The sequence below is a fragment of the Phytomonospora endophytica genome (genome assembly GCF_014202425.1).
In the GTDB taxonomy this organism is placed as follows: Bacteria; Actinomycetota; Actinomycetes; order Mycobacteriales; family Micromonosporaceae; genus Phytomonospora; species Phytomonospora endophytica.
This window is the reverse complement of sequence record NZ_JACHGT010000001.1, coordinates 714,536-737,114: the sequence shown is the minus strand read 5'-3', so window position 1 is coordinate 737,114 and position 22,579 is coordinate 714,536. Positions and strand designations below refer to the sequence as shown.

The 22,579-nt window shown below is 70.5% G+C and carries 21 protein-coding genes and 2 pseudogenes; 2 read left to right on the top strand and 21 right to left on the bottom strand.

Features of this window, described 5'->3' with window-relative positions:
- Nucleotides 1–38: 38 nt before the first annotated feature.
- The 3 genes from HNR73_RS03050 to HNR73_RS03040 all read right to left on the bottom strand — a co-directional run bounded on the left by HNR73_RS03050 (nt 39) and on the right by HNR73_RS03040 (nt 2,118).
- Nucleotides 39–968 carry an RluA family pseudouridine synthase gene (locus HNR73_RS03050; protein ID WP_184785642.1) on the bottom strand — a complete coding sequence of 310 codons (930 nt, stop codon included), beginning with the start codon at nt 966–968 and terminating at the stop codon, nt 39–41.
- Nucleotides 961–1,578, bottom strand: a complete 618-nt coding sequence (lspA, locus tag HNR73_RS03045) for a signal peptidase II (RefSeq protein WP_239122071.1) — start codon at nt 1,576–1,578, stop codon at nt 961–963. Before lspA ends, HNR73_RS03050 begins: the two co-directional genes overlap by 8 nt.
- A gap of 66 nt (nt 1,579–1,644) precedes the next feature.
- Nucleotides 1,645–2,118: a TraR/DksA family transcriptional regulator gene (locus HNR73_RS03040; RefSeq protein ID WP_184785641.1), complete on the bottom strand. Its 474-nt coding sequence runs from the start codon at nt 2,116–2,118 to the stop codon at nt 1,645–1,647.
- Between HNR73_RS03040 and HNR73_RS03035 the strand changes: the two genes are divergently transcribed.
- Nucleotides 2,039–2,359 carry a hypothetical protein gene (locus HNR73_RS03035; protein WP_184785762.1) on the top strand — a complete coding sequence of 107 codons (321 nt, stop codon included), beginning with the start codon at nt 2,039–2,041 and terminating at the stop codon, nt 2,357–2,359. The genes HNR73_RS03040 and HNR73_RS03035 overlap by 80 nt on opposite strands.
- A gap of 292 nt (nt 2,360–2,651) precedes the next feature.
- Here the strand turns inward: HNR73_RS03035 and HNR73_RS03030 are convergent, their stop codons facing one another.
- The 14 genes and pseudogenes from HNR73_RS03030 to HNR73_RS02965 all read right to left on the bottom strand — a co-directional run bounded on the left by HNR73_RS03030 (nt 2,652) and on the right by HNR73_RS02965 (nt 17,365).
- On the bottom strand, nt 2,652–3,392 hold the full coding sequence (locus HNR73_RS03030) for a hypothetical protein (RefSeq protein ID WP_184785640.1): 741 nt from the start codon (nt 3,390–3,392) through the stop codon (nt 2,652–2,654).
- Nucleotides 3,393–3,518: 126 nt separating this feature from the next.
- Nucleotides 3,519–4,304: a DivIVA domain-containing protein gene (locus tag HNR73_RS03025; protein WP_184785639.1), complete on the bottom strand. Its 786-nt coding sequence runs from the start codon at nt 4,302–4,304 to the stop codon at nt 3,519–3,521.
- 63 nt (nt 4,305–4,367) lie between these two features.
- Entirely contained in the window at nt 4,368–4,673 is a 306-nt protein-coding gene (locus HNR73_RS03020; RefSeq protein WP_184785638.1) for a YggT family protein, read from the bottom strand.
- A gap of 19 nt (nt 4,674–4,692) precedes the next feature.
- The gene (locus HNR73_RS03015; protein ID WP_184785637.1) at nt 4,693–5,280 is read right to left on the bottom strand and encodes a cell division protein SepF; all 588 of its coding nucleotides are present in this window, start codon (nt 5,278–5,280) and stop codon (nt 4,693–4,695) included.
- Between the two features lie 104 nt (nt 5,281–5,384).
- The gene (locus HNR73_RS03010; RefSeq protein WP_184785636.1) at nt 5,385–6,110 is read right to left on the bottom strand and encodes a YggS family pyridoxal phosphate-dependent enzyme; all 726 of its coding nucleotides are present in this window, start codon (nt 6,108–6,110) and stop codon (nt 5,385–5,387) included.
- Entirely contained in the window at nt 6,107–7,210 is a 1,104-nt protein-coding gene (ftsZ, locus tag HNR73_RS03005) for a cell division protein FtsZ (protein ID WP_184785635.1), read from the bottom strand. Before ftsZ ends, HNR73_RS03010 begins: the two co-directional genes overlap by 4 nt.
- A gap of 184 nt (nt 7,211–7,394) precedes the next feature.
- Entirely contained in the window at nt 7,395–8,111 is a 717-nt protein-coding gene (locus HNR73_RS03000; protein WP_184785634.1) for a cell division protein FtsQ/DivIB, read from the bottom strand.
- A 24-nt stretch (nt 8,112–8,135) separates the two neighbouring features.
- Complete coding sequence (gene murC / locus HNR73_RS02995) at nt 8,136–9,554, bottom strand: UDP-N-acetylmuramate--L-alanine ligase (RefSeq protein ID WP_184785753.1); 1,419 nt, start codon at nt 9,552–9,554, stop codon at nt 8,136–8,138.
- Between the two features lie 28 nt (nt 9,555–9,582).
- The gene (gene murG, locus HNR73_RS02990; RefSeq protein WP_184785633.1) at nt 9,583–10,695 is read right to left on the bottom strand and encodes an undecaprenyldiphospho-muramoylpentapeptide beta-N-acetylglucosaminyltransferase; all 1,113 of its coding nucleotides are present in this window, start codon (nt 10,693–10,695) and stop codon (nt 9,583–9,585) included.
- Nucleotides 10,696–10,701: 6 nt separating this feature from the next.
- A pseudogene (ftsW, locus tag HNR73_RS02985) lies at nt 10,702–12,035 on the bottom strand (putative lipid II flippase FtsW); the annotation flags it as partial.
- Entirely contained in the window at nt 12,032–13,381 is a 1,350-nt protein-coding gene (murD, locus tag HNR73_RS02980) for a UDP-N-acetylmuramoyl-L-alanine--D-glutamate ligase (RefSeq protein WP_275414559.1), read from the bottom strand. The pseudogene ftsW and the gene murD, both read right to left, overlap by 4 nt.
- On the bottom strand, nt 13,378–14,478 hold the full coding sequence (mraY, locus tag HNR73_RS02975) for a phospho-N-acetylmuramoyl-pentapeptide-transferase (RefSeq protein ID WP_184785631.1): 1,101 nt from the start codon (nt 14,476–14,478) through the stop codon (nt 13,378–13,380). Before mraY ends, murD begins: the two co-directional genes overlap by 4 nt.
- Nucleotides 14,475–15,878 carry a UDP-N-acetylmuramoyl-tripeptide--D-alanyl-D-alanine ligase gene (locus HNR73_RS02970; protein WP_184785630.1) on the bottom strand — a complete coding sequence of 468 codons (1,404 nt, stop codon included), beginning with the start codon at nt 15,876–15,878 and terminating at the stop codon, nt 14,475–14,477. Before HNR73_RS02970 ends, mraY begins: the two co-directional genes overlap by 4 nt.
- A complete protein-coding gene (locus tag HNR73_RS02965; protein WP_184785629.1) occupies nt 15,875–17,365 on the bottom strand; it encodes a UDP-N-acetylmuramoyl-L-alanyl-D-glutamate--2,6-diaminopimelate ligase in 1,491 nt (496 codons plus the stop codon). The genes HNR73_RS02970 and HNR73_RS02965 overlap by 4 nt, the downstream gene beginning before the upstream one ends.
- Before the next feature lie 133 nt (nt 17,366–17,498).
- Between HNR73_RS02965 and HNR73_RS02960 the strand changes: the two genes are divergently transcribed.
- Nucleotides 17,499–17,699, top strand: a complete 201-nt coding sequence (locus HNR73_RS02960; protein WP_184785628.1) for an antitoxin — start codon at nt 17,499–17,501, stop codon at nt 17,697–17,699.
- A 60-nt stretch (nt 17,700–17,759) separates the two neighbouring features.
- Here HNR73_RS02960 and HNR73_RS02955 read toward each other — a convergent pair whose 3' ends face one another.
- The 4 genes and pseudogenes from HNR73_RS02955 to mraZ all read right to left on the bottom strand — a co-directional run bounded on the left by HNR73_RS02955 (nt 17,760) and on the right by mraZ (nt 22,340).
- Nucleotides 17,760–19,880: a peptidoglycan D,D-transpeptidase FtsI family protein gene (locus tag HNR73_RS02955; RefSeq protein WP_184785627.1), complete on the bottom strand. Its 2,121-nt coding sequence runs from the start codon at nt 19,878–19,880 to the stop codon at nt 17,760–17,762.
- A gap of 5 nt (nt 19,881–19,885) precedes the next feature.
- Entirely contained in the window at nt 19,886–20,467 is a 582-nt protein-coding gene (gene ftsL / locus HNR73_RS02950) for a cell division protein FtsL (protein WP_184785626.1), read from the bottom strand.
- Nucleotides 20,403–21,465: pseudogene (rsmH, locus tag HNR73_RS02945) on the bottom strand (16S rRNA (cytosine(1402)-N(4))-methyltransferase RsmH); the annotation flags it as partial. The pseudogene rsmH and the gene ftsL, both read right to left, overlap by 65 nt.
- Nucleotides 21,466–21,908: 443 nt before the next feature.
- Nucleotides 21,909–22,340, bottom strand: a complete 432-nt coding sequence (mraZ, locus tag HNR73_RS02940; RefSeq protein WP_184785625.1) for a division/cell wall cluster transcriptional repressor MraZ — start codon at nt 22,338–22,340, stop codon at nt 21,909–21,911.
- Nucleotides 22,341–22,579: the final 239 nt, after the last annotated feature.

Here is a 22,579-nt window from a genome sequence, read left to right as displayed (position 1 = left end):
ATGGTCGCGGCGGCGGCCCGGCATGCCGGGTGTCGGGGTCAGCCGCGCAGGATGTCCAGCGCGTTCGCCAAGTCCCGAGGGTAGTCGCTGTGGAACTCCACCCACTGTCCCGAACCCGGATGGGTGAACGCAAGGGTTCGCGCGTGCAACCATTGCCGGGACAGGCCGACCTTCGCCGCGAGCGTCGGGTCGGCGCCGTAGGTCAGGTCGCCGACGCAGGGGTGCCGCAGCGCCGAGAAGTGCACCCGGATCTGGTGCGTGCGGCCCGTTTCCAGCTTCACGTCGACCAGACTCGCCGCCGGAAAGGCCTCGACGGTGTCGTAGTGCGTGACCGAGTTCTTGCCGCCCGCCATGACCGCGAACTTGTAGTCGTGGTTCGAGTGCCTCCCGATGGGCGCGTCGATGGTGCCGCGCAGCGGATCGGGATGTCCCTGGACCACCGCGTGGTACCGCTTGTCGACCTCGCGCTCCTTGAAGGCGTGCTTGAGCGCGCTGTAGGCGCGTTCGCTCTTCGCGGCGACCATGATCCCGGTCGTGCCGACGTCGAGGCGGTGCACGATGCCCTGCCGCTCGGCGGGACCGTGGCTGGAGAGGCGGTGCCCGAGCGCGGCCAGGCCGGCGGTCACCGTCGGCCCGGTCCAGCCGGGGCTCGGGTGCGCGGCCACGCCGACGGGCTTGTCGACGACGACGATGTCGTCGTCGGAGTAGATCACCGCGAGACCGTCGACCGCCTCGGGCTCGGTCTCCTCGACGGCGCCCGGCGGCGGTGGAAGCCTGACCTCCAGCCAGGAACCGCCGGTGACGCGTTCCGACTTCGCGCAGGCGGCGCCGTCGACGAGGACGTCGCCCTGCTCGATGAGTTCGGCGGCGGTGGTCCGCGACAGACCGAACAGACGCGCGACGGCCTGGTCGAGGCGGGAGCCCTCAAGACCGTCGGGGACCGGCAGGGACCGTTCGACGCTACTCACCGGCGGTTTCCTTCGCGGGTTCGGCGGCCTTCTTCCCGGCGTCCTTGGAGTAGCGGGTCCCGTCCATGCGGCGGCCGGTCAGCTCCAGCAGGACGACCAGGCACACACCGATGACCAGGGAGGAGTCGGCGAGGTTGAAGACCGGGTAGGCCTGCCCGCCGGGCTCGAAAGGGCTGATGAAGTCGACGACGTGACCGTGGAAGGCCGCCGGGGCCCGGAACACGCGGTCCACGATGTTGCCCAGCGCGCCGCCGAAGATCAGCCCGAAGGCGACCGCCCACGGCGCCGACTTCACGCGCCACACGAAGGCGGCGATGCCGACACTCACGCAGATCGCGACGATCGAGAGGACCCACGTGTACTCGCTGCCCATCCCCCAGGCCGCGCCGCCGTTGCGGATCAGGTCGAAGTAGATGAGGCCGCCGAGGAGCTCGACCGGCTCGCGCCCTTGGAGGCTCGACACCGCGATGGTCTTGGTGATCACGTCGAGGGCGATCGAACCCAGGCCGACGGCGAAGAACAGGGTCAGGATGACACGGCGCGCACGACCCGGCCGGGGGGCGGCGTCGATCGTGGCCTGTTCGTCCTCACCGGTCGTGCCGGCCGGCACCTCTGGCGTACTCAGCGCGCTCCTCCAAGCTGCCACCGGCCGGTGGAGGACCTCACGGGGTCACGGTCACCGGCGTTCTTCGAGCTGTTTGCAGTCCACGCAGAGGGTAGCCGACGGGAAGGCCGCGAGCCGAGCGGCCGGAATCGGCTTCCCGCAGCGCTCGCACATGCCGTAACTGCCGGCGTCCAGGCGCTCCAGGGCGTGCTCGACCTGGATGACCCGCTCGTGCATCGTGTTGGCGAGGGTGATCTCCTGCTCGCGCTCCAGGGTCTTCGAGCCGGTGTCGGCCTGGTCGTCGCCCGCGGAGTCGGTCAGCCGGTCGCGCTGGATCTCGGCGAGCTCGGTGACGGTCTGCGAGTACTCGGTGCGCAGCTCTTCGAGGCGCTCGGTGAGCTGCGCCCGGATCTGCTCGGTCTCCTCGGGGCTGCGCTGCTGGGCAACGTCTCCGCCGGTGGAGGCGGTGGGCTTCTTCACGGCCGCCTTCTTCGTGGCAACGGTCTTCTTGGCCGGCGTACCGCCGGTCGCCTTCGCAGCTGGCATTTTTGCGCTCTCCGGAGGGGTCTTGGTGGGGGTGGATTTCGCGCTGGCCTTCGTGGCCCGAGACGACGACGGGGAGGCGGTCGCGGCCCCGGCGGAGGTGGGCTTCTCGGCGGTGGACGTCTGGGCGGACTTGGCGGCCGTCTTCTTCGCCGCCGACCGGCCGGTGGCGGCGCTCGCGACCTTCTTCTGCGTAGCCGTACCCGATTTCCGATCGCCCATGGCCGCCCCCCGGCAGGTATAAAACAGAGCGCGGCATGTGCCGCGCGTGAGGACACATAATACGCCCACACCCCACCGCTACACAATCACCTCACGCGACACCGGCGTCACCGATCCGCGATGTCGTATCGCCCGCACCCTTCCTGAGCGGCCACGGAGCCGAGGAAGATCCACTGAGGACAGTGCGAGGTGGACGATGCCGGGCCCGGGCGCGCCCCCGCGTGACTCCGCGCACCGTGACGCGGCGAACAGGATCCGGGCATGACGAAGGCGGGGGCGGATCACGGGGAGATCACCCCGGACCCGCGCCCCGCCTAATGTCCGCTGCGCACGCTCAGATCGGCCAGCACGTCGGCGGTCGGCTCGCACAGCCCACAGGGCGTGAAACCGAGTTCGACGGCCTCGTTCACCGCGAGCGGCTCGTCCTCCTTGCCGAGGAGGTGCACGCACCCGGCGAGGTGGTACCTCGGGCGGCCGTCGACGACCTGCACCGGCACGGTCAGCCCGGAAAGGCGCGTGCGGTCGATGCGGGTGATCGACATCGGCCCCGGCTCGTCGGCCAGCTCGTCGTCGGCGTCGCCGTCGTCGCCGCCGGCGTCCACGGGAGCGGCGGTCCGCCGCACGGGCGTCTCATGCTCCTCGTGTTCGAGGGCCTCCCGCTCGCGGTCACGCTCACGTTCGAGGGCTTCGAGGCGGTCCAGCCGGTCGGAGCGGTCGAAACGCTCGATGCTCTCCCCACGATCGACGTCATCCACATCGTCGTTGAGGTCGGCGTAGCGATCGCCGCCCGCGTAGGCCGGTTCCCGCACCTGGCGGCGCTCGGGGATCCGGCGGCCACCGGACCGGCCGCGCGGCTCCTCGTACTCCGCGGCCTCGGCCTCGTCTTCCTCCTCTTCCCCGTCACGCCCGGCGGAGCGGGCGCCCAGGTACAGGCCGACGCCGGCGATGACGCTCGCCACGATCGAACCCACGAGGAACATGTTGCTGCGGTTCATCAGGCCCGTGACCAGTAGACCGGCCGCGCCCACCAGAACCAGTAAACTGCCGACGATCATTACGTACCCCCCTTACGGGACGACGGGTGTGCGGTGGTGGCGGCACGCCGACGCCCCCCGGCATCAACGCCAATCGCCACACACCGACCACACGTAACCATCGTCACATTGAACTACATGCCCGATTTAGTCCGTCGGCAGGCCACCCCGGCCGTTGAACGCACCGGTGAGGGCGGCACCCGCGGCGGCACCGTTGCGGCCGCCTTCGACGGCCCCGACCTCGGCGGCGTCGATGACGCCGTCGCCACGGCCGGTGAGGTCGCGCAGCTGGCTCTCCAGGTAAGCCTTGAGACGCGTGCGGTACTCGCGCTCGAAGGCCTTGAGCTCCTCGATGTGCTTCTGCAGCGCCGCGCGCTTCGTCTCCAGGGTGCCCATGACCTCCTGGTGACGCTGACGGGCCTCACGCTCAAGGCTGTCCGACTTGGCGCGAGCCTCGCGGACGAACTCCTCGGACTGCGCGCGCGCCTCGCCGAGGACCTTGTCGGCCTCACGGCGGGCACTGTCGACGTGGTCGTCGGCGGTGCGCTGGGCCACCATCAGCAGGCGCAGCGCCTGCTGCTCGCCCTGCTCGGCGTCGGCCGCGCTGACCGCGCCGCCCACACCGGGTCCGGCGGCGCGAACCTGCTCCAGCTCCTGCTGCGTCGCGCGCAGCTGCTGCTCGGCGGCGGCCTTGTCGGAGCGCACGCGCTCCAGCTGGGCGGCCATCTCGGCGTTGTCGGCGACGCCGGGACCGGCGCCCGCACGAAGACGCTCGACCTGCGCACGCAGCTCGCTGTTCTCCTCGATCAGTCGGGCGAGCTCACGCTCCACCTCGTCAAGGAAGGTATCGACGTCATCCTCGTCGTACCCTCGCTTCCCGAGCATGGGTTTCTTAAACGCGACGTTGTGAACGTCGGCCGGGGTCAGCGGCATCGAAACTCCTTGGGTCAGCCTGCGGGCCGGCCGCGGCCGCCGGGAGTCGACAGTGGAGTGTCGTCACCCCATCGCCGAATCCATCAGCGGCCTCACGACCACCTGCTTCAGCACGTACACGATTAGCAGCAACGCCATGAAGGCGAGGTCAACGGACACCGTACCAAGCCGAAGCGGCGGAATCATCCGTCGCAATACTTTCAGGGGAGGGTCGGTAGCACTAAAGACCAATTCCATCCCGATGGCGGCACGGCGCCCCGGATGCCACCTGCGGGCGAACGCGAGCACCTGTTCGGCGACGAGTCGCCCGATCAGGAGCATGAAAAAGAAGTAAAGACACAGGTAGAGAACCTGCCAGAAGATCCCCATGGGAGGCGGCGTCCTCGTCTCAGCTCTGGTTGAAGAACTCGCCCCCAGCGATCTTGGCCTTGTCCTCCGCGGTGACCTGAACATTGGCCGGTGAGAGCAGGAACACGCGGTTGGTCACGCGCTCGAAGCTACCACGCAGGCCGAAAACGAGCCCGGCGGCGAAGTCGACGAGACGCTTGGCGTCCGATTCGTCCATCTCCGACAGGTTCATGATCACCGGGACCCCGTCACGGAAGTGCTCACCGAGGGTGCGCGCCTCGTTGTACGTGGTCGGGTGGAGGGTCGTGATCCGGTAACCGGCACTCTCCTCGGCCATCGGCGACCGTTCCGAGGTCAGCTGCGGCGCCAGCGCGAGGTTGTCCCGCGTCAGCGGCGTCACCGATCCCCCACCTCGGGGGAGCGAGCGGACGTTGCCTCGCTGCACCGGTTCGATCCGGCGGACCCGCGAGGTGCGAGTGCTGGCGACCGGCCGCTGCTGCTGCGGTTCGGCGTCGTCGAACTCGTCGTCGCCGTCGAAACCGTCGTCGTAACGGTCATTGGAGTAGTGGCGGTCGTCCTCGTCCTCGATGAGGCCGAGCCAGACACCTGCCTTGCGCATCGCGCCCATCGGACCTTCCCTCCCGTGCCGCAGGTTGAGCGGGGACCGGTGCGGCCCCGTGGTCGAGCGAGGAGGGAAAAACACATCTGTGTAGTTCGATCCTCGCCGCCAGGCTACCTGAGATGTGACCGGGATCCGAGCAGTATTGAGCCGATCCGTACGAGTGTCGCGCCGAAACCGATCGCCCGGGTGAAATCTCCGCTCATTCCGGCCGAGATCTCCCGTGCGTCCGGGACAGCGCCTCTGACCTTTTCGGACAGTGCCGCGACCTGCTCGAACGCCCGCTCGGGCGCCCACCCCAGCGGGGCGACGGCCATGATCCCGCGCAGCGCGAGCTCGGACCGGGACGTGACGCTGTCCACAAGGGCCGGAAGATCCTTTTCGGCGACGCCGCCACGGGAGGTGTCCCCGTCGACGCTGACCTGGATCAGGCAGCCGAGCGGGGTCTCGCGGACCCGGGAGGCCGCGTCGGCGAGAGCGGTGACCAGGGCGGGCCGGTCCACCGAGTGGACCATGTGCGCGTAGGCGGCCACCGACTTCGCCTTGTTGCGCTGGAGCCGCCCGATGTAATGCCAGCGGACGTCGATCCCGGCCTCGCGCAGGGCGACGGCCTTCGCCGCGGCCTCCTGGTCACGGTTCTCACCGATGTCGGTGATACCGAGCCCGGCCAGCGACATGACGTCGCCGGCCGGGAAGGTCTTGGTCACCGCGATCAGCTTCACCGTCTCGGGTGAACGTCCCGCCTCGGCGCAGGCCGCGTCGATCCGGGCGCGGACCTCGGCGAGGTTGGCGGCCAGTTCCGACCGCCGCTCCTCCCCCGTGAGCTCCGTGCCGGTCATGCCCCGTTCTTCAGGAAGTCGGGGACGTCGACGTCGTCGAAGAGGACCTTCGACGGCTGCGTCGGCGGGTGGTGCCGCACGGGCTCCACCGGTGCCGGGTCGGTCCGCTCGGTCGGGATCGGCCGTGCGATCTCCACCGGCTTGTAGGTCGGCTCGCCGCTGTCGAATCCGGCGGCGATCACGGTGACCCGCACCTCGTCGCCGAGGGCGTCGTCGATGACCGCGCCGAAGATGATGTTGGCGTCGCTGTGCGCGGCGTCGGTGACCAGCTGGGCGGCGTCGTTGATCTCGAACAGACCCAGGTCGGAACCACCGGCGATGGACAGCAGGACCCCGCGGGCGCCGTCCATGCTCTGCTCCAGCAGCGGGCTGGAGATCGCGGCCTGCGCGGCCTCGACCGCCCGGCTCTCACCACGCGCGCTGCCGATGCCCATGAGGGCCGAACCGGCCCCGCTCATCACGCTCTTGACGTCGGCGAAGTCCAGGTTGATCAGGCCAGGGGTGGTGATCAGGTCGGTGATGCCCTGGACACCCGACAGCAGCACCTGGTCGGCGAGCCGGAAGGCGTCCATCATGGAGATGCCCCGGTCGCCCATGTGCAGCAGGCGGTCGTTCGGGATGACGATCAAGGTGTCGCACTCGTTGCGGAGGGAGTCTATTCCCTCCTCGGCCTGCGACTGGCGGCGTTTGCCCTCGAAGGAGAACGGCCGGGTCACCACACCGATGGTCAAGGCGCCGATCTTGCGGGCGATGTTGGCCACGACCGGCGCCCCGCCGGTGCCCGTGCCACCACCCTCGCCGCATGTCACGAAGACCATGTCGGCGCCCTTGAGCACCTCTTCGATCTCATCACGGTGGTCCTCGGCGGCCTTCTGGCCGACCTCCGGGTTCGCACCCGCGCCGAGTCCGCGCGTCAATTCCCGGCCGACGTCGAGCTTGACGTCGGCATCGCTCATCAGCAAGGCCTGCGCATCGGTGTTGATCGCGATGAACTCGACGCCCTTGAGCCCCGCCTCGATCATCCGGTTGACCGCGTTGACTCCACCGCCACCGATGCCGACAACCTTGATGACCGCTAGGTAGTTATGTGGAGGTGTCATCGGATGCCTTCCCTTCCCCTGGCCGGCCCGATGGTGAGAGGTGGGCTCGACTCGCAAGCTCTAGATCCTGGTGGGTCCCAATAGGGCGGTCATGTTCAATACGTGCCTGTCCGCAAAGTATGGTGCTCATCCCCGGCAGCCAAGGATGCGCCCCGGCGTGTCGCCGATCTTCGCACATATTCCCCTAATCGCGGACTGTCGGCACCCCGGGGGCACTGACATCGAGATGATCGGCCGACCGTGCCAATAGGACGGTCGCCACCGCCGACTTCTCCGCGCAGTCGGTGGCGTCTCCCCAGAAGATAGTCCGTCCGCCGTGAAGCCGCAGCTCAATACGGGTCGGAGCGGGTGCCGAGATGGTCTCCAGTTCGGCTCGCAAGTCATCGCTCAATGAGGACAGAACACTCAGGACACCGAGCGTGGCCGGATCCTGTGGGCCCGGCGTTTTCAGTTCGACCGGCCAGATTCCCGGCGGAATCTCCTCGACCGTGCGGTACGCCACTCCGGAACTGTCCACCAGACCCACTCCCGAATCACCCGGAACGGCGAGATAAGGGGTGCGCTCCGTGATCTCCACGACAAGGGTGTGCGGCCAGTCGCGCGAAACGGTCGCGTCGGCGACCGGCGCGACACCGCGCACCCGCGCGGCGACCTCGTCGGTGTCGACCGCCGCGAGAGCCGTCCCCTTCGCTACTTCGGTGGCCTCCCGGATCTGTGCGGTCTCCACGAAAGTGGCGCCCTTGACGAGCACCTCGGTGACCGCGAAGGCGCTCGATCCATAGAGGACCCAGGCTCCGGCGGCGGCGAGGATCACCGCCGCCAGGATCCCGAAGCGCATCGCGCGGCTGACGCGCGGGAGTTTCGTGGCCCGGGCCAGTTTGACCAATTGCCAGTCGCGCACGCGCGCCCCCTGTGTGTCGGTGTCCTAAGTGGTAGACGGACCGCCCAGTGCCGCGAGGATCTCCGGCGGCATCAGCGACAGCGGTGGGGCCCCCATGGTCACCACCAGGTCGCCGGGACGGGCGCGCGCGGCGACCTCGCCGGGCACGTCGTTCCAGTCGGGGACGAAGACCTTGTCCTCCTCGGGCAGCGCGACGGCCGCGTGCAGGGCGATCCCGCCCTCACTGACCGGGATGTCCTCACCGGGCCCGAAGACCTCCATGACGACGGCCTGGTCGGCGATGGCGAGGGCCTCGGCGATCTCGGCGCGCAGATCCCTGGTCCGGTAGGCCCGGTAGGGCTGGAACACCACGATCAGGCGCCCGCCTTCACGAATGCCGGACAGGGTCGACAGCGCGGCCTTCATCGCGGTCGGGTGATAGGCGTACTCGTCATAGACGCGCACACCGCCGACGGTGCCGCGCAGCTCGAAGCGGCGGCGGACGCCGCTGAACGCGGCCAGCGCTGTCCGGATCCGGTCGGCTTCGAGACCGAGGCGCAGCGCGGCGAGGACCGCGGCGGCGCTGTTGAGGCCGAGGTGCGCGCCCGGTACGGGGACGAAGAACTCGCCGAGCTGGGCGTCGCCGTAGGTCGCGTGGTACGAGACGCCGTCGCTGGTGGAGTGGACCTTGTCGATGCGCAGGTCGGCGTCGGCGGCCGTGCCGTAGGTCGCGACCTCGCGGCCCTCGGCGCGCAGGGTCTCCCCGACACGTCGGGCGCGCTCGTCGTCGGCGCAGACGATCACGACGCCGTCGGCGTCGGTGGCGCGGCCGAACTCGGCGAACCCGGCTTCGAGGTTGTCGATGTCGCCGTAGTTGTTCAGGTGGTCGGCGTCGATGTTGGTGATGATCGCGATGTGCGGCCGGTAGCGCAGGAAGGTCCGGTCGTGCTCGTCGGCCTCGATGACCATCACGTCGCCCGTGCCGTGCCGCCCGCTGCTGCCCGACACGGAGGCCTCGCCGCCGTTCACATAGGACGGGTCGAGGCCGCAACCTTCGAGGATCTCGGTGGTCATCGCCGTGGTCGTGGTCTTGCCGTGCGTCCCGGCGATCACCACCGAGCGGCGGCCGGTCATCGCGGCGGCGAGGGCCTCGGAGCGGTGGTAGACGCGGATGCCGCGACGGCGGGCCTCGGCGATCTCCAGGTGCGAGTCGGGGTGCGCGCTGGAGCGGACCACCGTGTCGACGCCGTCCAGGTTCGACGGCACGTGCTCGCGGTGGACCGTCGCACCGAGCGCGGCCAGCTCGGGAAGCGAGGGCCAGTCGTGCAGCTCGCTGCCGCTGACGGGCAGGCCGCGGGTGGCGTAGAGGCGGGCGAGGCCGCTCATGCCGACGCCGCCGATCCCGATGAACAGGACGCGGCCGAGATCCTCGGCGGTCACGCCGTCGTCGGTCGGCGAGTGCATCGGCTCGATCGGCCTGCGTTCGTAGGTCTCAGCCACGGGCCACCGCCTCGTACATGAACTGCCGCAGCGACTCGTCGCCGTTGGTGCGGCCGAAGGCGCGCGCGGCGGCGCCCATCTGGGCCAGGCGGGTCGGGTCGAGCAGGAGCGGGATCAGGTCGCGCACGACGAGGTCGGGCGAGAGGTCGCCGTCCTCGACGAGCAGGCCGCCGCCGGAGTCGACGATGGGCCGGACGTTGCGGTACTGCTCCTTGTTGCCCCAGGGCAGCGGCACGTAGGCGGCCGGGAGGCCGACGGCGGCGACCTCGGCGCAGGTCATCGCCCCGCCCCGGCACATGACCAGGTCGGCGGCGGCGTAGCCGAGGTGCATCTCGGACAGGAAGGGCATGGTGATGTAGGGCGCGGCGAGGCCCGAGGGGACCTCGACCGGGTCGTCGCGGCGGGCGCCGATGACGTGCAGGACCTGGATCCCGGCGTCGGTGAGCGCGCGGGCCGAGCCGAGGACGGCGTTGTTGATCGAGCGCGCGCCCTGCGAGGCGCCGAAGACGAACAGCGTCGGCCGGTACGGGTCGAGCCCGAAGTGCTGGCGGGCGGCGGCGCGTTGCGCGGCCCGGTCCAGGGTGGAGATGTCGCGGCGGAGCGGGACGCCGGTGACGGTGCCGCCGGCGAGCGTCGGGACCGTGCGGGTCAGGTGCTCGAAGCCGATGGCGAGGTTGTCGCTGTAGCGCATGGCGAGCTTGTTGGCGAAGCCCGGCGGGTCGTTGAACTCGAAGATCACCATGGGGGTCTTGCGGGCCTTGGCGGCCATGTAGGCCGGGACCGACACGTAACCGCCGAAGCCGACGACCACGTCGGCGGCGACCTCGTCGAGCAGCTCGCGCGTGACCTTGCGGGCCTTGGCCATGCGCGGCAGGGTCAGCACGAGATCCATGTTGACCTTGCGCGGCAGCTGGTGGGCGGGGACCATCCGCAGGTCGTAACCGTGCTTGGGGATGATGTCGGCCTCAAGGCCCTTGGGCGTGCCGATGCAGGTGATCCGAATGTTCGGGTCGTGCCGCCGGAGGCAGTCGGCGTAGGCGAGCAGAGGGTAGATGTGCCCTCCCGTGCCTCCGCCCGCGAGCACCACGGAACGGATCGGGGTCATCTGCATGCACTCCTTCTGTCGTCTCGCGCCACGGCGGGCCGCGGCGAGGGGTGGGGCTACTTGGTCCGGCTCCGGGTGGTCTTCGTGGGCTTGCCGGGCCGGGCGGGTCGCTGGTCGCCGCCACGTTGCAGGGGCGGCAGAGGTGCCCAGAGTACGCGCACCCACTTGCCCGGATTGCGGGCGCGCAGGGCGGCCGCGGCCTCCGGTTCGGCGCGCGCGAAGGACGCCAGCATGCCCAGCAGGACGAGTGTGACGACCAGCGCGCTGCCCCCGTCGGAGATCAGCGGGAGCGGGACGCCGGTGATGGGCATGAGCCCGACGACGCCGCCGATGTTGATCACGGCCTGCCCGGCGAGCCAGAAGGTCGCTCCGGCGGCCACGAGGCGGCGGAAGGGGTCGTTGACGCGGCGGGCGATGCGCAGTCCCGCGTAGGTGAGGACGGCGAACAGGGCCAGGATCACCGCGCAGCCGACGAGGCCCAGTTCCTCGGCGATGAGGGCGAAGATGAAGTCGTTGTGACCGTTGGGCAGCCACTCCCACTTCTGCTTGCTCTCCCCGAGCCCGACGCCGAACCAGCCGCCGTCGGCGATGGCGTAGTAGCCCTGGATGGCCTGGTAGCCCCAGTCGTCGGCGTAGTCCTCGGGGTTCTGGAAGGAGACGAAGCGCTCCATGCGGTGGCTGGCGAGGACGACCAGGACCATCGCGCCGACGAAACCGGCGCTGAGCATGCCGCCGAGCAGCCGCAGGCGCACGCCCGCGGTCCACAGCAGGCCCATGAACATGCACAGCATGATCAGCATGGTGCCCAGGTCGCGGAAACCGACCAGGACCAGGATGATCGCGGTGGTCGGGAACAGCGGGACGGCCAGCTCGCGCCACAGCGCGATCTTCGGGCCCTTGCGGACGAGCAGGTCGGCGCCCCACAGCAGGAGCGCGAACTTCGCCATCTCCGAGGGCTGGACCTGGACGGGGCCGAGGATGATCCACAGTTCCTCGGTGCGCAGCGGCCCGGCGTTGATGTAGGGGAAGACGACCAGGACGGCGAGCAGGATCGCCGAGGCGACCAGCAGCGGCCGGCCGATGCCCCGGTAGGTGCGCACCGGGAGGCGCTGCGCGAACCAGAAGCCGAAGACGCCGACCACGGCCCAGGTCGCCTGCTTGGCGATCGCGGCGAAGGAGCTGCCGACCTCGGCGTAGGCCTCGACCATCGTCGCGGAGAACACCATGACGAGGCCGATGAGCACGAGCAGGCCCGCCGAGGAGAGCAGCAGGTAATACGAGGCGAGGGGGCGGTCGAGCAGGCCGCGCAGGGCGGCGAGGGGCTGCGACCGTTCGCTCATCGGCTCAAGACCTCCACCGCCTCGGCGAAGGCCATGCCCCGGTGCGGATAGCCCCGGTACATGTCCTTCGAGGCCCCGACCGGCGCGAGGAGGACCGTGTCGCCGTCGTGGGCCATGCGGGCGGCGGCGGTGACCGCCTCGGTCATCGCCTCCTCGGGCGCGGTCGTCGCGATGTCGACGATCGGGACGCCCGGCGCGTGCTTCGCGACGGCCGCGGCGAGTTCGGCGCGGTCGACGCCCAGGAGTACGACGCCGTGGAGGCGGTGGGCGTGCGCGGCGACCAGTTCGTTGACGTCGACGCCCTTGAGCTGCCCGCCGGCGATCCACACGATCCGCTCGTAGGCCTCCAGGGAGACGTTCGCGGCGTGCGGGCTGGTGGCCTTGCTGTCGTCGATGTAGTCGACGCCGCCGACGGTCGCGATGTGCGCGATCCGGTGCGGCTCGGGCGTGTAACCGCGCAGGCCCGCGGCGATGGCGGCGGGTTTGACGCCGTGCAGCCGGGCGAGGGTCGCCGCGGCGAGGGCGTTGGCGATGTTGTGCCGCCCGGGGACGTGGACGTCGGAGGTGCGGCACAGCTCGACGGCTTCGGGCCCGGTGTGGTCGACGAGTACGTCGTCGATGACGCCGAAGGAACCGGCCGGCGGGTGTCCGAGGGTGAAGCCGACGTGCAGGCCCTTCGCCTCGCCGAGGGCGGCGGCGGTGAGCTCGTCGTCGAGGTTGCCGATGCACGCCCCCGCGCGCCAGATGTTGGTCTTGGCGGCGGCGTAGGACGTGAAGTCGCCGTGCCACTCCAGGTGGTCCTCGGCGAGGTTGAGGATCGCCCCGGCCTCGGGTGCCAGGTCCCGCGACCAGTACAGCTGGAAGCTGGACAGCTCGACGGCGAGGACGTCGTACCCGGCGTCGACGGCGGTCACCAGCGGGACGCCGAAGTTGCCGAGAGCGGCGGTGTTGAGACCGGCGGCCGACAGGATCGCCGCGAGCATCGTGACCACCGTCGTCTTGCCGTTCGTGCCGGTCAGGGCCAGCCACGGCGCCCCGCCCTCCGGGCGGATGCGCCAGGCGAGTTCGGGCTCGCAGTACACGTCGAGGCCTCGGGCGACGGCGGCCGCCGCGAGGGGGTGGTGCGGAGCGAAACCGGGTGAGAGCACGACGTCGGTGACCTCGTCGAGGACCGCCAGGGGCGGTTCCTCGCCGTGGACGACGCGGGCACCGGCCGCCCGGAGCGCTTCGAGGGCGGGTCCGTCGACGCGGTCGTAGACGGTGACCTCGGCGCCGCGGGCGAGGAGGACCTCCGCGCTGGCGGTGCCGGCGATGCCGGTGCCGGCGACGAGAGCCTTCATGCTCATCCCACCACCCTGAGGAAGTCGGCGTAGAACAGTCCCAGCCCGATCGCCACGCCGATGCCGGCGATGATCCAGAAGCGGATCACGATGTTGACCTCGCTCCACCCGGCAAGCTCGAAATGGTGCTGGAGCGGTGCCATGCGGAAGACCCGCCGCCCGGTGGTCTTGAAGGAGATGATCTGGATGATCACCGACATCGTGATGATGACGAAGAGCAGCCCGACGATCGGCAGCAGCAGGATCGTCTTGGTGGTCAGCGCCAGGCCGCCGATGAGGCCGCCGAGGCCGAGCGCGCCGGTGTCGCCCATGAAGATCCGGGCCGGAGAGGCGTTCCACCACAGGAAGCCGAAACAGGCCCCGGCGGCGGCCCCGGCGATCAGCGCGATCTCCAGGGGGTCGCGGACCTCGTAGCAGTAGAGGTCGGTGGCGGGCTCGCCGCACCAGTGCCGGTACTGCCAGAACGCGATCACCGCGTAGGCCGTCAGCACCATGATCGAGGCGCCGGTGGCCAGGCCGTCGAGACCGTCGGTGAGGTTCACGCCGTTGGAGGTGGCGATGATGACGAAGACGAACAGCACGACCGCGCCGATCTTCGTGAAGTCCAGGTAGGGCATGTCCCGCACGAAGGACATGAACTGGCTGCCGACGGTCGTGTACGGCTTGTAGTCGCTGGGGAAGTACAGCGCGAGGTACCCGAAGAAGGCGCCGACGATGAGCTGCCCGAGGACCTTCCCGCGTTTGTTGAGGCCGCCGGAGTTGCGACGGCGGACCTTGAGGTAGTCGTCGAGGAAGCCGACGAGGCCCATGAAGAACAGCAGCCCGAGCAGGACCACGCCGGTGAGCGTGTAACCGCGGGGACGGCCCGGGACCTCGGGGATCGTCAGGAGCACCAGGTGCCCGACGACGTAGGCGACGATCGTGGCGAGGATGAACACGACACCGCCCATGGTGGGCGTGCCCTTCTTCGCCAGGTGCGCGGCCGGGCCGTCGGTGCGGATCGGCTGGCCCGCCTTGAGACGCGTGAAACCCCTGATCGCCAGCGGCGTGCCGAACAGCGATATCCCGAACGCCACGAACGCGGCGACGATTACCGACCTCACTCGACCTCCGCCTTGGACCGATCGTCCACCTCGGCGTCGCGAAGGGCGTCCGCGACGATCCACGTACGGTATCTGGAACCCTTGACCAGTACGACGTCGCCGGGCCGCAGCGCGCCGAGGAGCCGGTCGATCGCCGTCTCCTGGTCGGGCACGTTGACGGCCTCCACGCCCCGTTCGGCGGCCGCGTCGGTGATCGGCGCGGCGATGTCCTGCACCGAGATCAGCAGGGACACGCCCGCGTCGGCCGCCTGGTCGCCGACCCGGCGGTGGCACTCCAGCTCGCCTTCGGCCAGTTCGGCCATGTAGCCCAGCACGGCGAGCTTGCGGCGGCCTTCCCCGATCGCGCCGAGGGCGCCGATCGCGGCGGCCATGGAGTCGGGGTTGGCGTTGTAGCTGTCGTCGATGACGGTCACGCCGTCGGCGCGGTCGAAGACGTCCATGCGCCGTTCCGAGGCGATGCGCAGGGCACCGAGGGCCTCGGGCAGTTCGGCGAAGGGCATGCCCAGTTCGAGGGCCACCGCGGCCGCCGAGAGGGCGTTGCCGACCATGTGGGCTCCGCTGAGGGCCAGCCGGACTGGCACGGCGCCTTCGGGACCGCGCAGCTCGAAGCTCGCGCGCCCGGCGGCGTCGAGGACCACGTCGGCGGCGCGCAGCCCGGCGCCCTCGGCACGCCCGACGGTGCGGACACGTGCCTTCGTGCGGGGCGCCATCGCCGACACCTTCGGGTCGTCGGCGTTGAGGATCGCCAGGCCCTCGGCGGGCAGGGCCTCGATGAGTTCGCCCTTGGCGACGGCGATGTTGTCCAGGGACCCGAAGGTGCCCATGTGCGCGATGCCGACGTTGAGGACGACGGCCACGCGCGGGGGCGCGATGCGCGAGAGGTAGGCGATGTCGCCGATCGCGCGGGCGCTGGACTCCACGACCAGGTAGCGGGTCGACTCGTCGGCGCGCAGGACCGTGTACGGGTAGCCGAGCTCGTTGTTGAGGTTGCCCTGGTTGGCCACCGTCGGGCCCAGCCGGGCGCAGATCTGCGCGATCAGGTCCTTGGTGGAGGTCTTGCCCTGCGAGCCGGTGATCGCGACGACGGTGAGCTTGTCGAGGCGGTCGACGACGGCCCGCGCCAGCCTGCCCAGCGCGATGAGCGGGTCGGCGACGAGGATCGTCGGCACACCGTCGACGGCGCGGGTGCCGAGGACGGCGCGGGCGCCGTCGGCGATCGCCCCGGCGGCGAAGTCGTGGCCGTCGGCGCGTTCACCGGCGATCGCCACGAAGAGGCCGCCCTCGGCGACCTTGCGGGAGTCGTGCTCGACCGAGCCGGTGACGAGGACCGACGGGTCGGCCACGCCGTGCAGGCGGCCGTCGACGGCGTCGGCGATCTCGGTGAGGGAAAGACTGATCATCGCGCTCCTCCCAGGGCCTCGGCGAGGACGACGCGGTCGTCGAAGGGGATCACCGCGTCGGCCAGTTCCTGGCCCTGCTCGTGGCCCTTGCCGAGAACGGCGACGGTGTCGCCGTCCACGGCCCGCGCGACCGCGGCGGCGATGGCCTCGGCGCGGTCGGCGATCTCCAGATGCCCGTCGTCGCCGACGCCCTCGATCACGCCCCGGCGGATCGCGGCCGGGTCCTCGGTGCGGGGATTGTCGTCGGTGACGATGACCAGGTCGGCGCCGTGCGCGGCGGCCTTGCCCATCAGGACGCGTTTGCCCTGGTCACGGTCGCCTCCGGCGCCGATGACGGCGATGACCTTGCCCGGGGTGATGGCCCGCAGGGCGCATAGGACGGCGTGGATCGCGTCGGGCTTGTGCGCGTAGTCGACGACGCCGAGGATCGGGCCGTCGCCGACGCGCTCCATCCGGCCGGGGATGCCGCGGCAGGTCGCGACACCGTCGACGGCGGTCGCCGGGTCGACGCCCGCCTCGGCGAGCATCGCCACGGCGAGCAGCGCGTTGGAGACGTTGTGGCGGCCGGGGAGGCGGACCGAGCCGGCGTGCCGGAACCCGCCGGGGCCGTTGACGGTGAAGCGCTGGTCGAAGCCCTCACCGGTGACCTCGGTGGCCGTCCAGTTCGTGGTGGACTCGCCGGTGCCGTCGGGGACGGAGTAGGTGACGGTCGCCGCTTTGATCAGGCGGCGCGCGGACTGGTCGTCGAAGTTGACGACCTCGCTGCGGCAGCGCCCGTCGAAGAGCTTGGCCTTGGCGGCGAAGTAGTCCTCCATGTCGGCGTGGAAGTCGAGGTGGTCGACGCCGAACATGGTGAAACCGCCGACGGCGAAGGTGGTCCCGTCGGCGCGGCCCTGCGCCAGGGCGTGGCTGGAGACCTCCATGACCACGTCGGTGACGCCCTGCTCAAGGGCGTAGGCGAACAGGGCCTGGAGGTCGGGGGCCTCGGGGGTCGTGCGCACGCTGGTGAGGGTCTCGCCGCCGATGACGGTGGCGACGGTGCCGATGATCCCGGTCGTTCGCCCGGCGGCCCGCAGGCCGGCCTCGATGAGGTAGGCCGTGGAGGTCTTGCCGTTGGTGCCGGTGATCCCGAGGACCCGCAGGCGGGCGGTCGGGTCGCCGTAGACGCGGGCGGCCACTCCCCCGAGGACTCCGCGCGGGTCGTCGACGACGAGCGCGGGCAGGCCGTGCTCGGCGGCGACCGCGCCTCCCCTGGCGTCGGTCAGGACGGCCACCGCGCCCGAGGCGGCCGCGTCGGCGATGAACTCCGCGCCGTGCCGCCGCGCGCCCGGCAGGGCCGCGTACAGGTCGCCCGGACGCACCTCCCGCGAAGCGAGCGTCACGCCCGTCACCTCGACCGTGGGCGAGGGGGACGGAACGGACAGCGCGTCGGCGAGATCACTTAGCGGACACGGCCGCACAGAACGGGGACGAGGGTAGCCAGACACGTCGAGACCCTACCTCCCCGAGCGCGCGGAACCGTGGTCACCCCGCCAGCGGGGCACCAGATTCCGTGAATACCTGCGGCCCGGTCGCGCGCCCGCTTCAATGGGATCGAAGTGATCTTCAGGAGGGATCAACATGGGCATCGGCGACAAGATCAAGGAAGGCTTCGACAAGGTCAAGGAGACCGTGTCGGGCCAGGACGAAAAGGTCGACGAGGGTGTTGAGAAGGCCGCGGACTTCATCAACGAGAAGACCAACGACAAGTACGCCGACAAGGTCGACATGGCCAAGGACAAGATCCAGGGCATGACCGGCAAGGGCGATACCAAGGCCTGACCGCCGAGACTCGAACTCCCCGCCACCGCCGGTGGCGGGGAGTCTGCGTTCGGCGGCCGTTCAGCCATAGATCTGGAACTCCGGTTCCGCCTCGGTCGACGGCGGCACCCGGAAGTGGCCCATGGTGAAGGCCATGATGTCCCGGAAGGCGGGGCCGGCGACCGCGCCGCCACCGCCGCCGGGGGTGTAGATGAAGACCGAGACGGTGTACTTCGGGTCGTCGGCGGGCGCGAAGCCCACGAAACCGGCGACCTCGCCGGGCGCGTAGCCGCCGTCCTTGGCCAGCTGTCCGGTACCGGTCTTGCCGCCGATCAGGTAGCCGTCGAGGTGCGCGGTGTGGCCGGTCCCGTCCGGGACGGCGATCGGCGCCTGGAGCAGGTGCCGCATCGCGTCGGAGGTCTCCTTGGAGATGACCTGCCGGGTGGCCGGGGCCGGGGCCTGCGTGACGGTCCCGTCGGGCGCGATCGTCGACTTGATCAGCGAGGGCTGGATCCAGGTCCCGCCGTTGGCGATCGCGTTGTAGGCCGCCGCCATCTGGAGGGGCGTCACCGCGACGCCGAGCCCGATCGGAATCGAGCCGTGATCGCTGCCCTGCCAGGTGTCGGAGGGCCGCACGATGCCCTCGGCCTCACCGGCGACGCCGACGCCCGTCGGCGAGCCGAGACCGAAGCGCTGCTGGTACTCGTAGACCTTCTCCGGGCCGAGCATGTCGGCCAGTTCGATGGTGCCGACGTTGGAGGAGTAGGCGAGGATTCCGCCGAGCGTCATCGGGCGCTTGGTGTGGTAGTGGGTGTCCTCGTAGACGTTGTCGGCGACCTTGAGGGTCGGCGGGACGACGATCGTCTCGTCGGGCTTGATCAGGCCCTCCTGGATGGCGGCGCTGACGATGATCGCCTTGTGCACCGAGCCGGGCTCCAGGACCGCGTTGGCCGTCCAGTCCTGCATCAGCTTCGCGTCGTACTTGAACGGGTCGGCGGCGTCGTAGGAGGGCGCGCTGGCCAGCCCGACGACCTCGCCGGTCTTGACGTCCATGATGACCGCGGCCCCGAAGGTGCCGTTGGCCTTCTTCATCCGCTCGGTGAGGATCTGCTGGGCCCGGAACTGGAGGTCCTGATCGATGGTCAGCTGGAGCGACGAGCCGGGGCGGGCCGCCTCCTCGCGGTTGAAGCCGCCGGGGATCTCCTGCGGGTCGTTGCCGGGCGTCACCTCGTAGGTGCGCTTGCCGTCGACGCCGCGCAGGAGGTCGTCGTACTGGGCCTCCAGGCCTGCCAGGCCCTTGGTCTCGTCGCCGGTGAAGCCGAGGATGTTGGCGGCCAGGTCGTGGCCGGGGACGACCCGGCGCTCGTCGTGCCGGACGCGCACGGCGGGGTTGGCCAGCGCGGTGACGCGGTCGCCGACCTCGGGGTCGACACCGCGGGCGAGGTAGACGAAGCGGACCGCGTCGCCGTTGTCGTTCTTCTGCCGCTGGAGTTTCGGCAGCAGTTCCGAGGCGGGGACGCCGAGGACCGGCGAGAGCTGGTCGGCGACGGCCTGCGGGTCGCTGATCATCTCCGGGTCGGCGTAGACGTAGCGCGCGTCGGCGCTGAAGGCGAGGGCGTTGCCGTCCCGGTCGAGGATCGAGCCGCGTTCGGCGGGCACGATCTCCTCATAGAGACGCTGGTCGAGGGCCGCGGCGGCGTAGGCGGCCGCGTCGGTCACCTGGAGCTCGACGAGCCGGCCGCCGATCACCACGAAGACCAGCAGGACCAGGACGGTGCCGATCCGCAGGCGCTTGTTCGGGCTGGCCAGGCGCGGAAGGCGCCGCTTGACCATCCGCCGTTTACGCGAGGCGGGCTGGGAGCGGTTACGGCGGACCGGGTTGCGCGGGGGCTGCCGCTGCGTCGGCGTCCCGCGGCCGCGGGCCGGCGTCTTGCGGGCCTGGGTGCCGCCCTTACCGCCGCGCGAGGTCTTCGGCGAACCGCCGTCGAGCAACTGGAGCGCCGGACGGAACGGGTCGCGGTCGACGCGCCGGACCGTGGTCCGGCGGCGGTACGGGGGCGGGTCGACGCGCGGTTCGGCGTTCTGTTCGCGGGTACGACGGCGAGCCGCGTCGCCCGTGCCCCGACGGTTCTTGTCGAGGGGGACGACGCGGCGGTCGCCGTTCTTGCCGCTGCCGCGGCGGGGCTTGCCGTCCTCTGCCACCGGTCCTAGTTCCCGCCGGGTTTCGGCATGGTCAGCTCCCGTCCGTCGGGGAGGCGGATGTAGGTGACCTCCTCGGCCGGGACCAGGCCGAGCCGCTTCGCGGCCGCGGCGAGGTTGCCGGGGGAGGACAGCTCGGCCAGTTCGTCCTTCAGCTGCTGCTCGTGTGCGTCGAGCTCGCCCTGGGCCGCGCGCAGGTCGTGCAGCGCGAAGGCGTCCTCGCTGATCGCGGTGTTGAGCAGGAGGAGGCCGACGATCCCGGCGGCCACCAACCCGATCAGGAACACCACGAAAGGCGTCCGGGGCGTGGTGACCGGGGCCGGGGGCGCGACGGTGTCGGGCCGCTTCGCCGGGGCCTTCCGCTTCGGGGCGGCGGGCTCGGGCGCGACCGGGGCCGGGGCGGGCGGCGCCACCTCCGGCTCGATGATCCGCGGCTGAAGGGCGAGGGGCCCGTCGGTCACGGGCGCGGAGGCGTCGCCGGCCAGCGCGCGGCGGCGCGAGTCGGCGGCCCTGGCGCGCCGACGGGCCGCCTTGACGATCTCGTCGTGGTCGGCCCGGGCCAGGTTCGTACCTTTCTTGTTCACGCTCATGACTGGTCCTCCCCCAAGTCCACGTGCCTGTGGTGGTCGGCTCGTACGCGTTCGGCGGCGCGCATGCGCGCCGATGCCGCCCGCGGGTTGGTCGCGGTCTCGTCGTCGCCGGGAAGTTCGGCGCCGCGAGTGAGCAACCGGAAGGTCGGCTCGGTACCGGGGAGCTCGACCGGCAGGTCCGCCGGTGAACTCGACTTCGTCAGCGGGGCGAAGGCCCGCTTGACCATGCGGTCTTCGAGGGAGTGGTACGACAGCACCACGATCCGCCCGCCGACCGCCAGGGAGCTCAAGGCGCCCGGGAGGGCCCTGGCGAGGACCTCCAGCTCGGCGTTCACCTCGATCCGCAACGCCTGGAACGCGCGTTTGGCCGGGTGGCCGCCGGTCCGCCGGGCCGCGGCCGGGATGGCCTCCCGAACGAGCTCGGCGAGGAACTTCGAGGAGGTGATGGGCTCCTTGGCGCGCGCGTTGACGATGGCCTTGGCGACCCTCGGCGCGAACTTCTCCTCGCCGTACTCGCGCAGGATCCGCGCCAGGTCGCGCGCCTCGTAGGTGTTGACGACCTGCTCGGCGGTGATCCCGGTGGTCGGGTCCATCCGCATGTCGAGCGGCGCGTCCTGCGCGTAGGCGAAGCCGCGTTCGGCCTCGTCGAGCTGCATGGAGGAGACGCCGAGGTCGAAGAGGATCCCGTCGACGGCGGGCACGCCGAGGTCTTCGAGGACGTGGGGCATGCGGTCGTAGACGGCGTGCACCGCGCGGAAGCGCTCGCCGAAGGGGGCGAGGCGCTCGGTGGAGAGCCGAAGGGCGTTGGGGTCGCGGTCGAGGCCGATCACGGTGAGCTCGGGGAAGCGGGTCAGCAGGGCCTCACTGTGCCCGCCGAGGCCGAGAGTGGCGTCGACGCAGAACTTGGGGCCGCCTTCGAGGGCGGGGCCGAGCAGCCCGAGGACAGGCTCGAGCATCACCGGCACGTGCACGGCGCGCTCCACCATCTCGACCCCCATCATCGCCGTTCCTCAGGTATCCCCGGGCGGTACATACGGCACACGGGCCGGGTGGCCCGTGTCGCGTTGTGCCGTACGTCCGGAGAACAGCGGGGGCGGACCCCCGCTGTTTTCGCGTCATACCGCCTGGTCCCCATCCGCTTCAGCCGTTCCCTGGCACCGGGGAAGAAGTGCCAGGTGCCGGCTTCGGCGGCTGGAGACCAGGCGGTACGCCGGCCCCGACGATCCCCTATGTCGCTGTCGTTCGCTCATCGCCGAGACCACTCGAAACTCGTTGCCAGTCCAGACTTTCGGGCCCGATGGCGCCGAGGCGGTCCGCCGGCCCTGTCCGTGACCGTCGTACCGTCGCGTCGCGCGTCGTGCCGAGCCCTCGTGACGACTCGACGCGCCGGTTTCATCCGGTGCGTCCGCGGTCGCCGTCTCCTGTTACCGGAGAACCGACGTCAGAGGCCGGAGGGCAGAACCCCCTCCTCGATGTCGGCGAAAGCCTCCTCGTTTTCGGCCAGGTAGGCCTCCCACGCCTGGGAGTCCCACACCTCAACTCGCGTACTGGCACCGATCACGACAAGGTCGCGGTTCAGTCCGGCGTACTCCCGAAGCCTCTGCGGGATGGTGACGCGACCCTGTTTGTCCGGGATCTCGTCGTGCGCGCTCGCGAAGAACACGCGGTTGTACGCCCGTACTGCCTTGCTCGTCAACGGTGCTTGCTGCAACTCCTCCGCCAGGCGCGTGAACTCAATGGTCGGAAAGACGTAGAGGCAGCGTTCCTGCCCTTTCGTCATGACCAGACCGCCGGCCAGCTCCTCGCGGAATTTCGCCGGGAGAATCAGCCGCCCTTTCTCGTCGAGACGCGGGGTGTGGGTCCCGAGAAACATCGGTTCCCCCTTCCCCCAATGCGTTTCAACGAGGAGGCCGGCGGCGCCTCCCGGCTCCACCAGTTCGCCCCACTGTACTCCACTTCCCTCCACCCACAAGGGCCAATTCGGCGAAATCTCACCGGCGGTTCGGGTATCCGCGCAGGTCAGAGCGGTGGAGGGAAGTGGGTTGTGATCAACAGCCCTACTGCGGGTTGACAACCGGTACGTCACCCGATCGAGCGAACGGGGAGGACTCG

Excerpts from the sequence above, each read along its gene's own strand:
- HNR73_RS03040 (WP_184785641.1), bottom strand. The coding sequence starts at position 2,118 with ATGCCAGCTGCGAAGGCGACCGGCGGTACGCCGGCCAAGAAGACCGTT.
- HNR73_RS03030 (WP_184785640.1), bottom strand. The coding sequence starts at position 3,392 with ATGATCGTCGGCAGTTTACTGGTTCTGGTGGGCGCGGCCGGTCTACTG.
- HNR73_RS03025 (WP_184785639.1), bottom strand. The coding sequence starts at position 4,304 with ATGCCGCTGACCCCGGCCGACGTTCACAACGTCGCGTTTAAGAAACCC.
- HNR73_RS03020 (WP_184785638.1), bottom strand. The coding sequence starts at position 4,673 with ATGGGGATCTTCTGGCAGGTTCTCTACCTGTGTCTTTACTTCTTTTTC.
- HNR73_RS03015 (WP_184785637.1), bottom strand. The coding sequence starts at position 5,280 with ATGGGCGCGATGCGCAAGGCAGGTGTCTGGCTCGGCCTCATCGAGGAC.
- HNR73_RS03010 (WP_184785636.1), bottom strand. The coding sequence starts at position 6,110 with ATGACCGGCACGGAGCTCACGGGGGAGGAGCGGCGGTCGGAACTGGCC.
- ftsZ (WP_184785635.1), bottom strand. The coding sequence starts at position 7,210 with ATGACACCTCCACATAACTACCTAGCGGTCATCAAGGTTGTCGGCATC.
- murC (WP_184785753.1), bottom strand. The coding sequence starts at position 9,554 with ATGCACTCGCCGACCGACGACGGCGTGACCGCCGAGGATCTCGGCCGC.
- murG (WP_184785633.1), bottom strand. The coding sequence starts at position 10,695 with ATGACCCCGATCCGTTCCGTGGTGCTCGCGGGCGGAGGCACGGGAGGG.
- murD (WP_275414559.1), bottom strand. The coding sequence starts at position 13,381 with ATGAGCATGAAGGCTCTCGTCGCCGGCACCGGCATCGCCGGCACCGCC.
- HNR73_RS02970 (WP_184785630.1), bottom strand. The coding sequence starts at position 15,878 with ATGATCAGTCTTTCCCTCACCGAGATCGCCGACGCCGTCGACGGCCGC.
- HNR73_RS02960 (WP_184785628.1), top strand. The coding sequence starts at position 17,499 with ATGGGCATCGGCGACAAGATCAAGGAAGGCTTCGACAAGGTCAAGGAG.
- ftsL (WP_184785626.1), bottom strand. The coding sequence starts at position 20,467 with ATGAGCGTGAACAAGAAAGGTACGAACCTGGCCCGGGCCGACCACGAC.
- mraZ (WP_184785625.1), bottom strand. The coding sequence starts at position 22,340 with ATGTTTCTCGGGACCCACACCCCGCGTCTCGACGAGAAAGGGCGGCTG.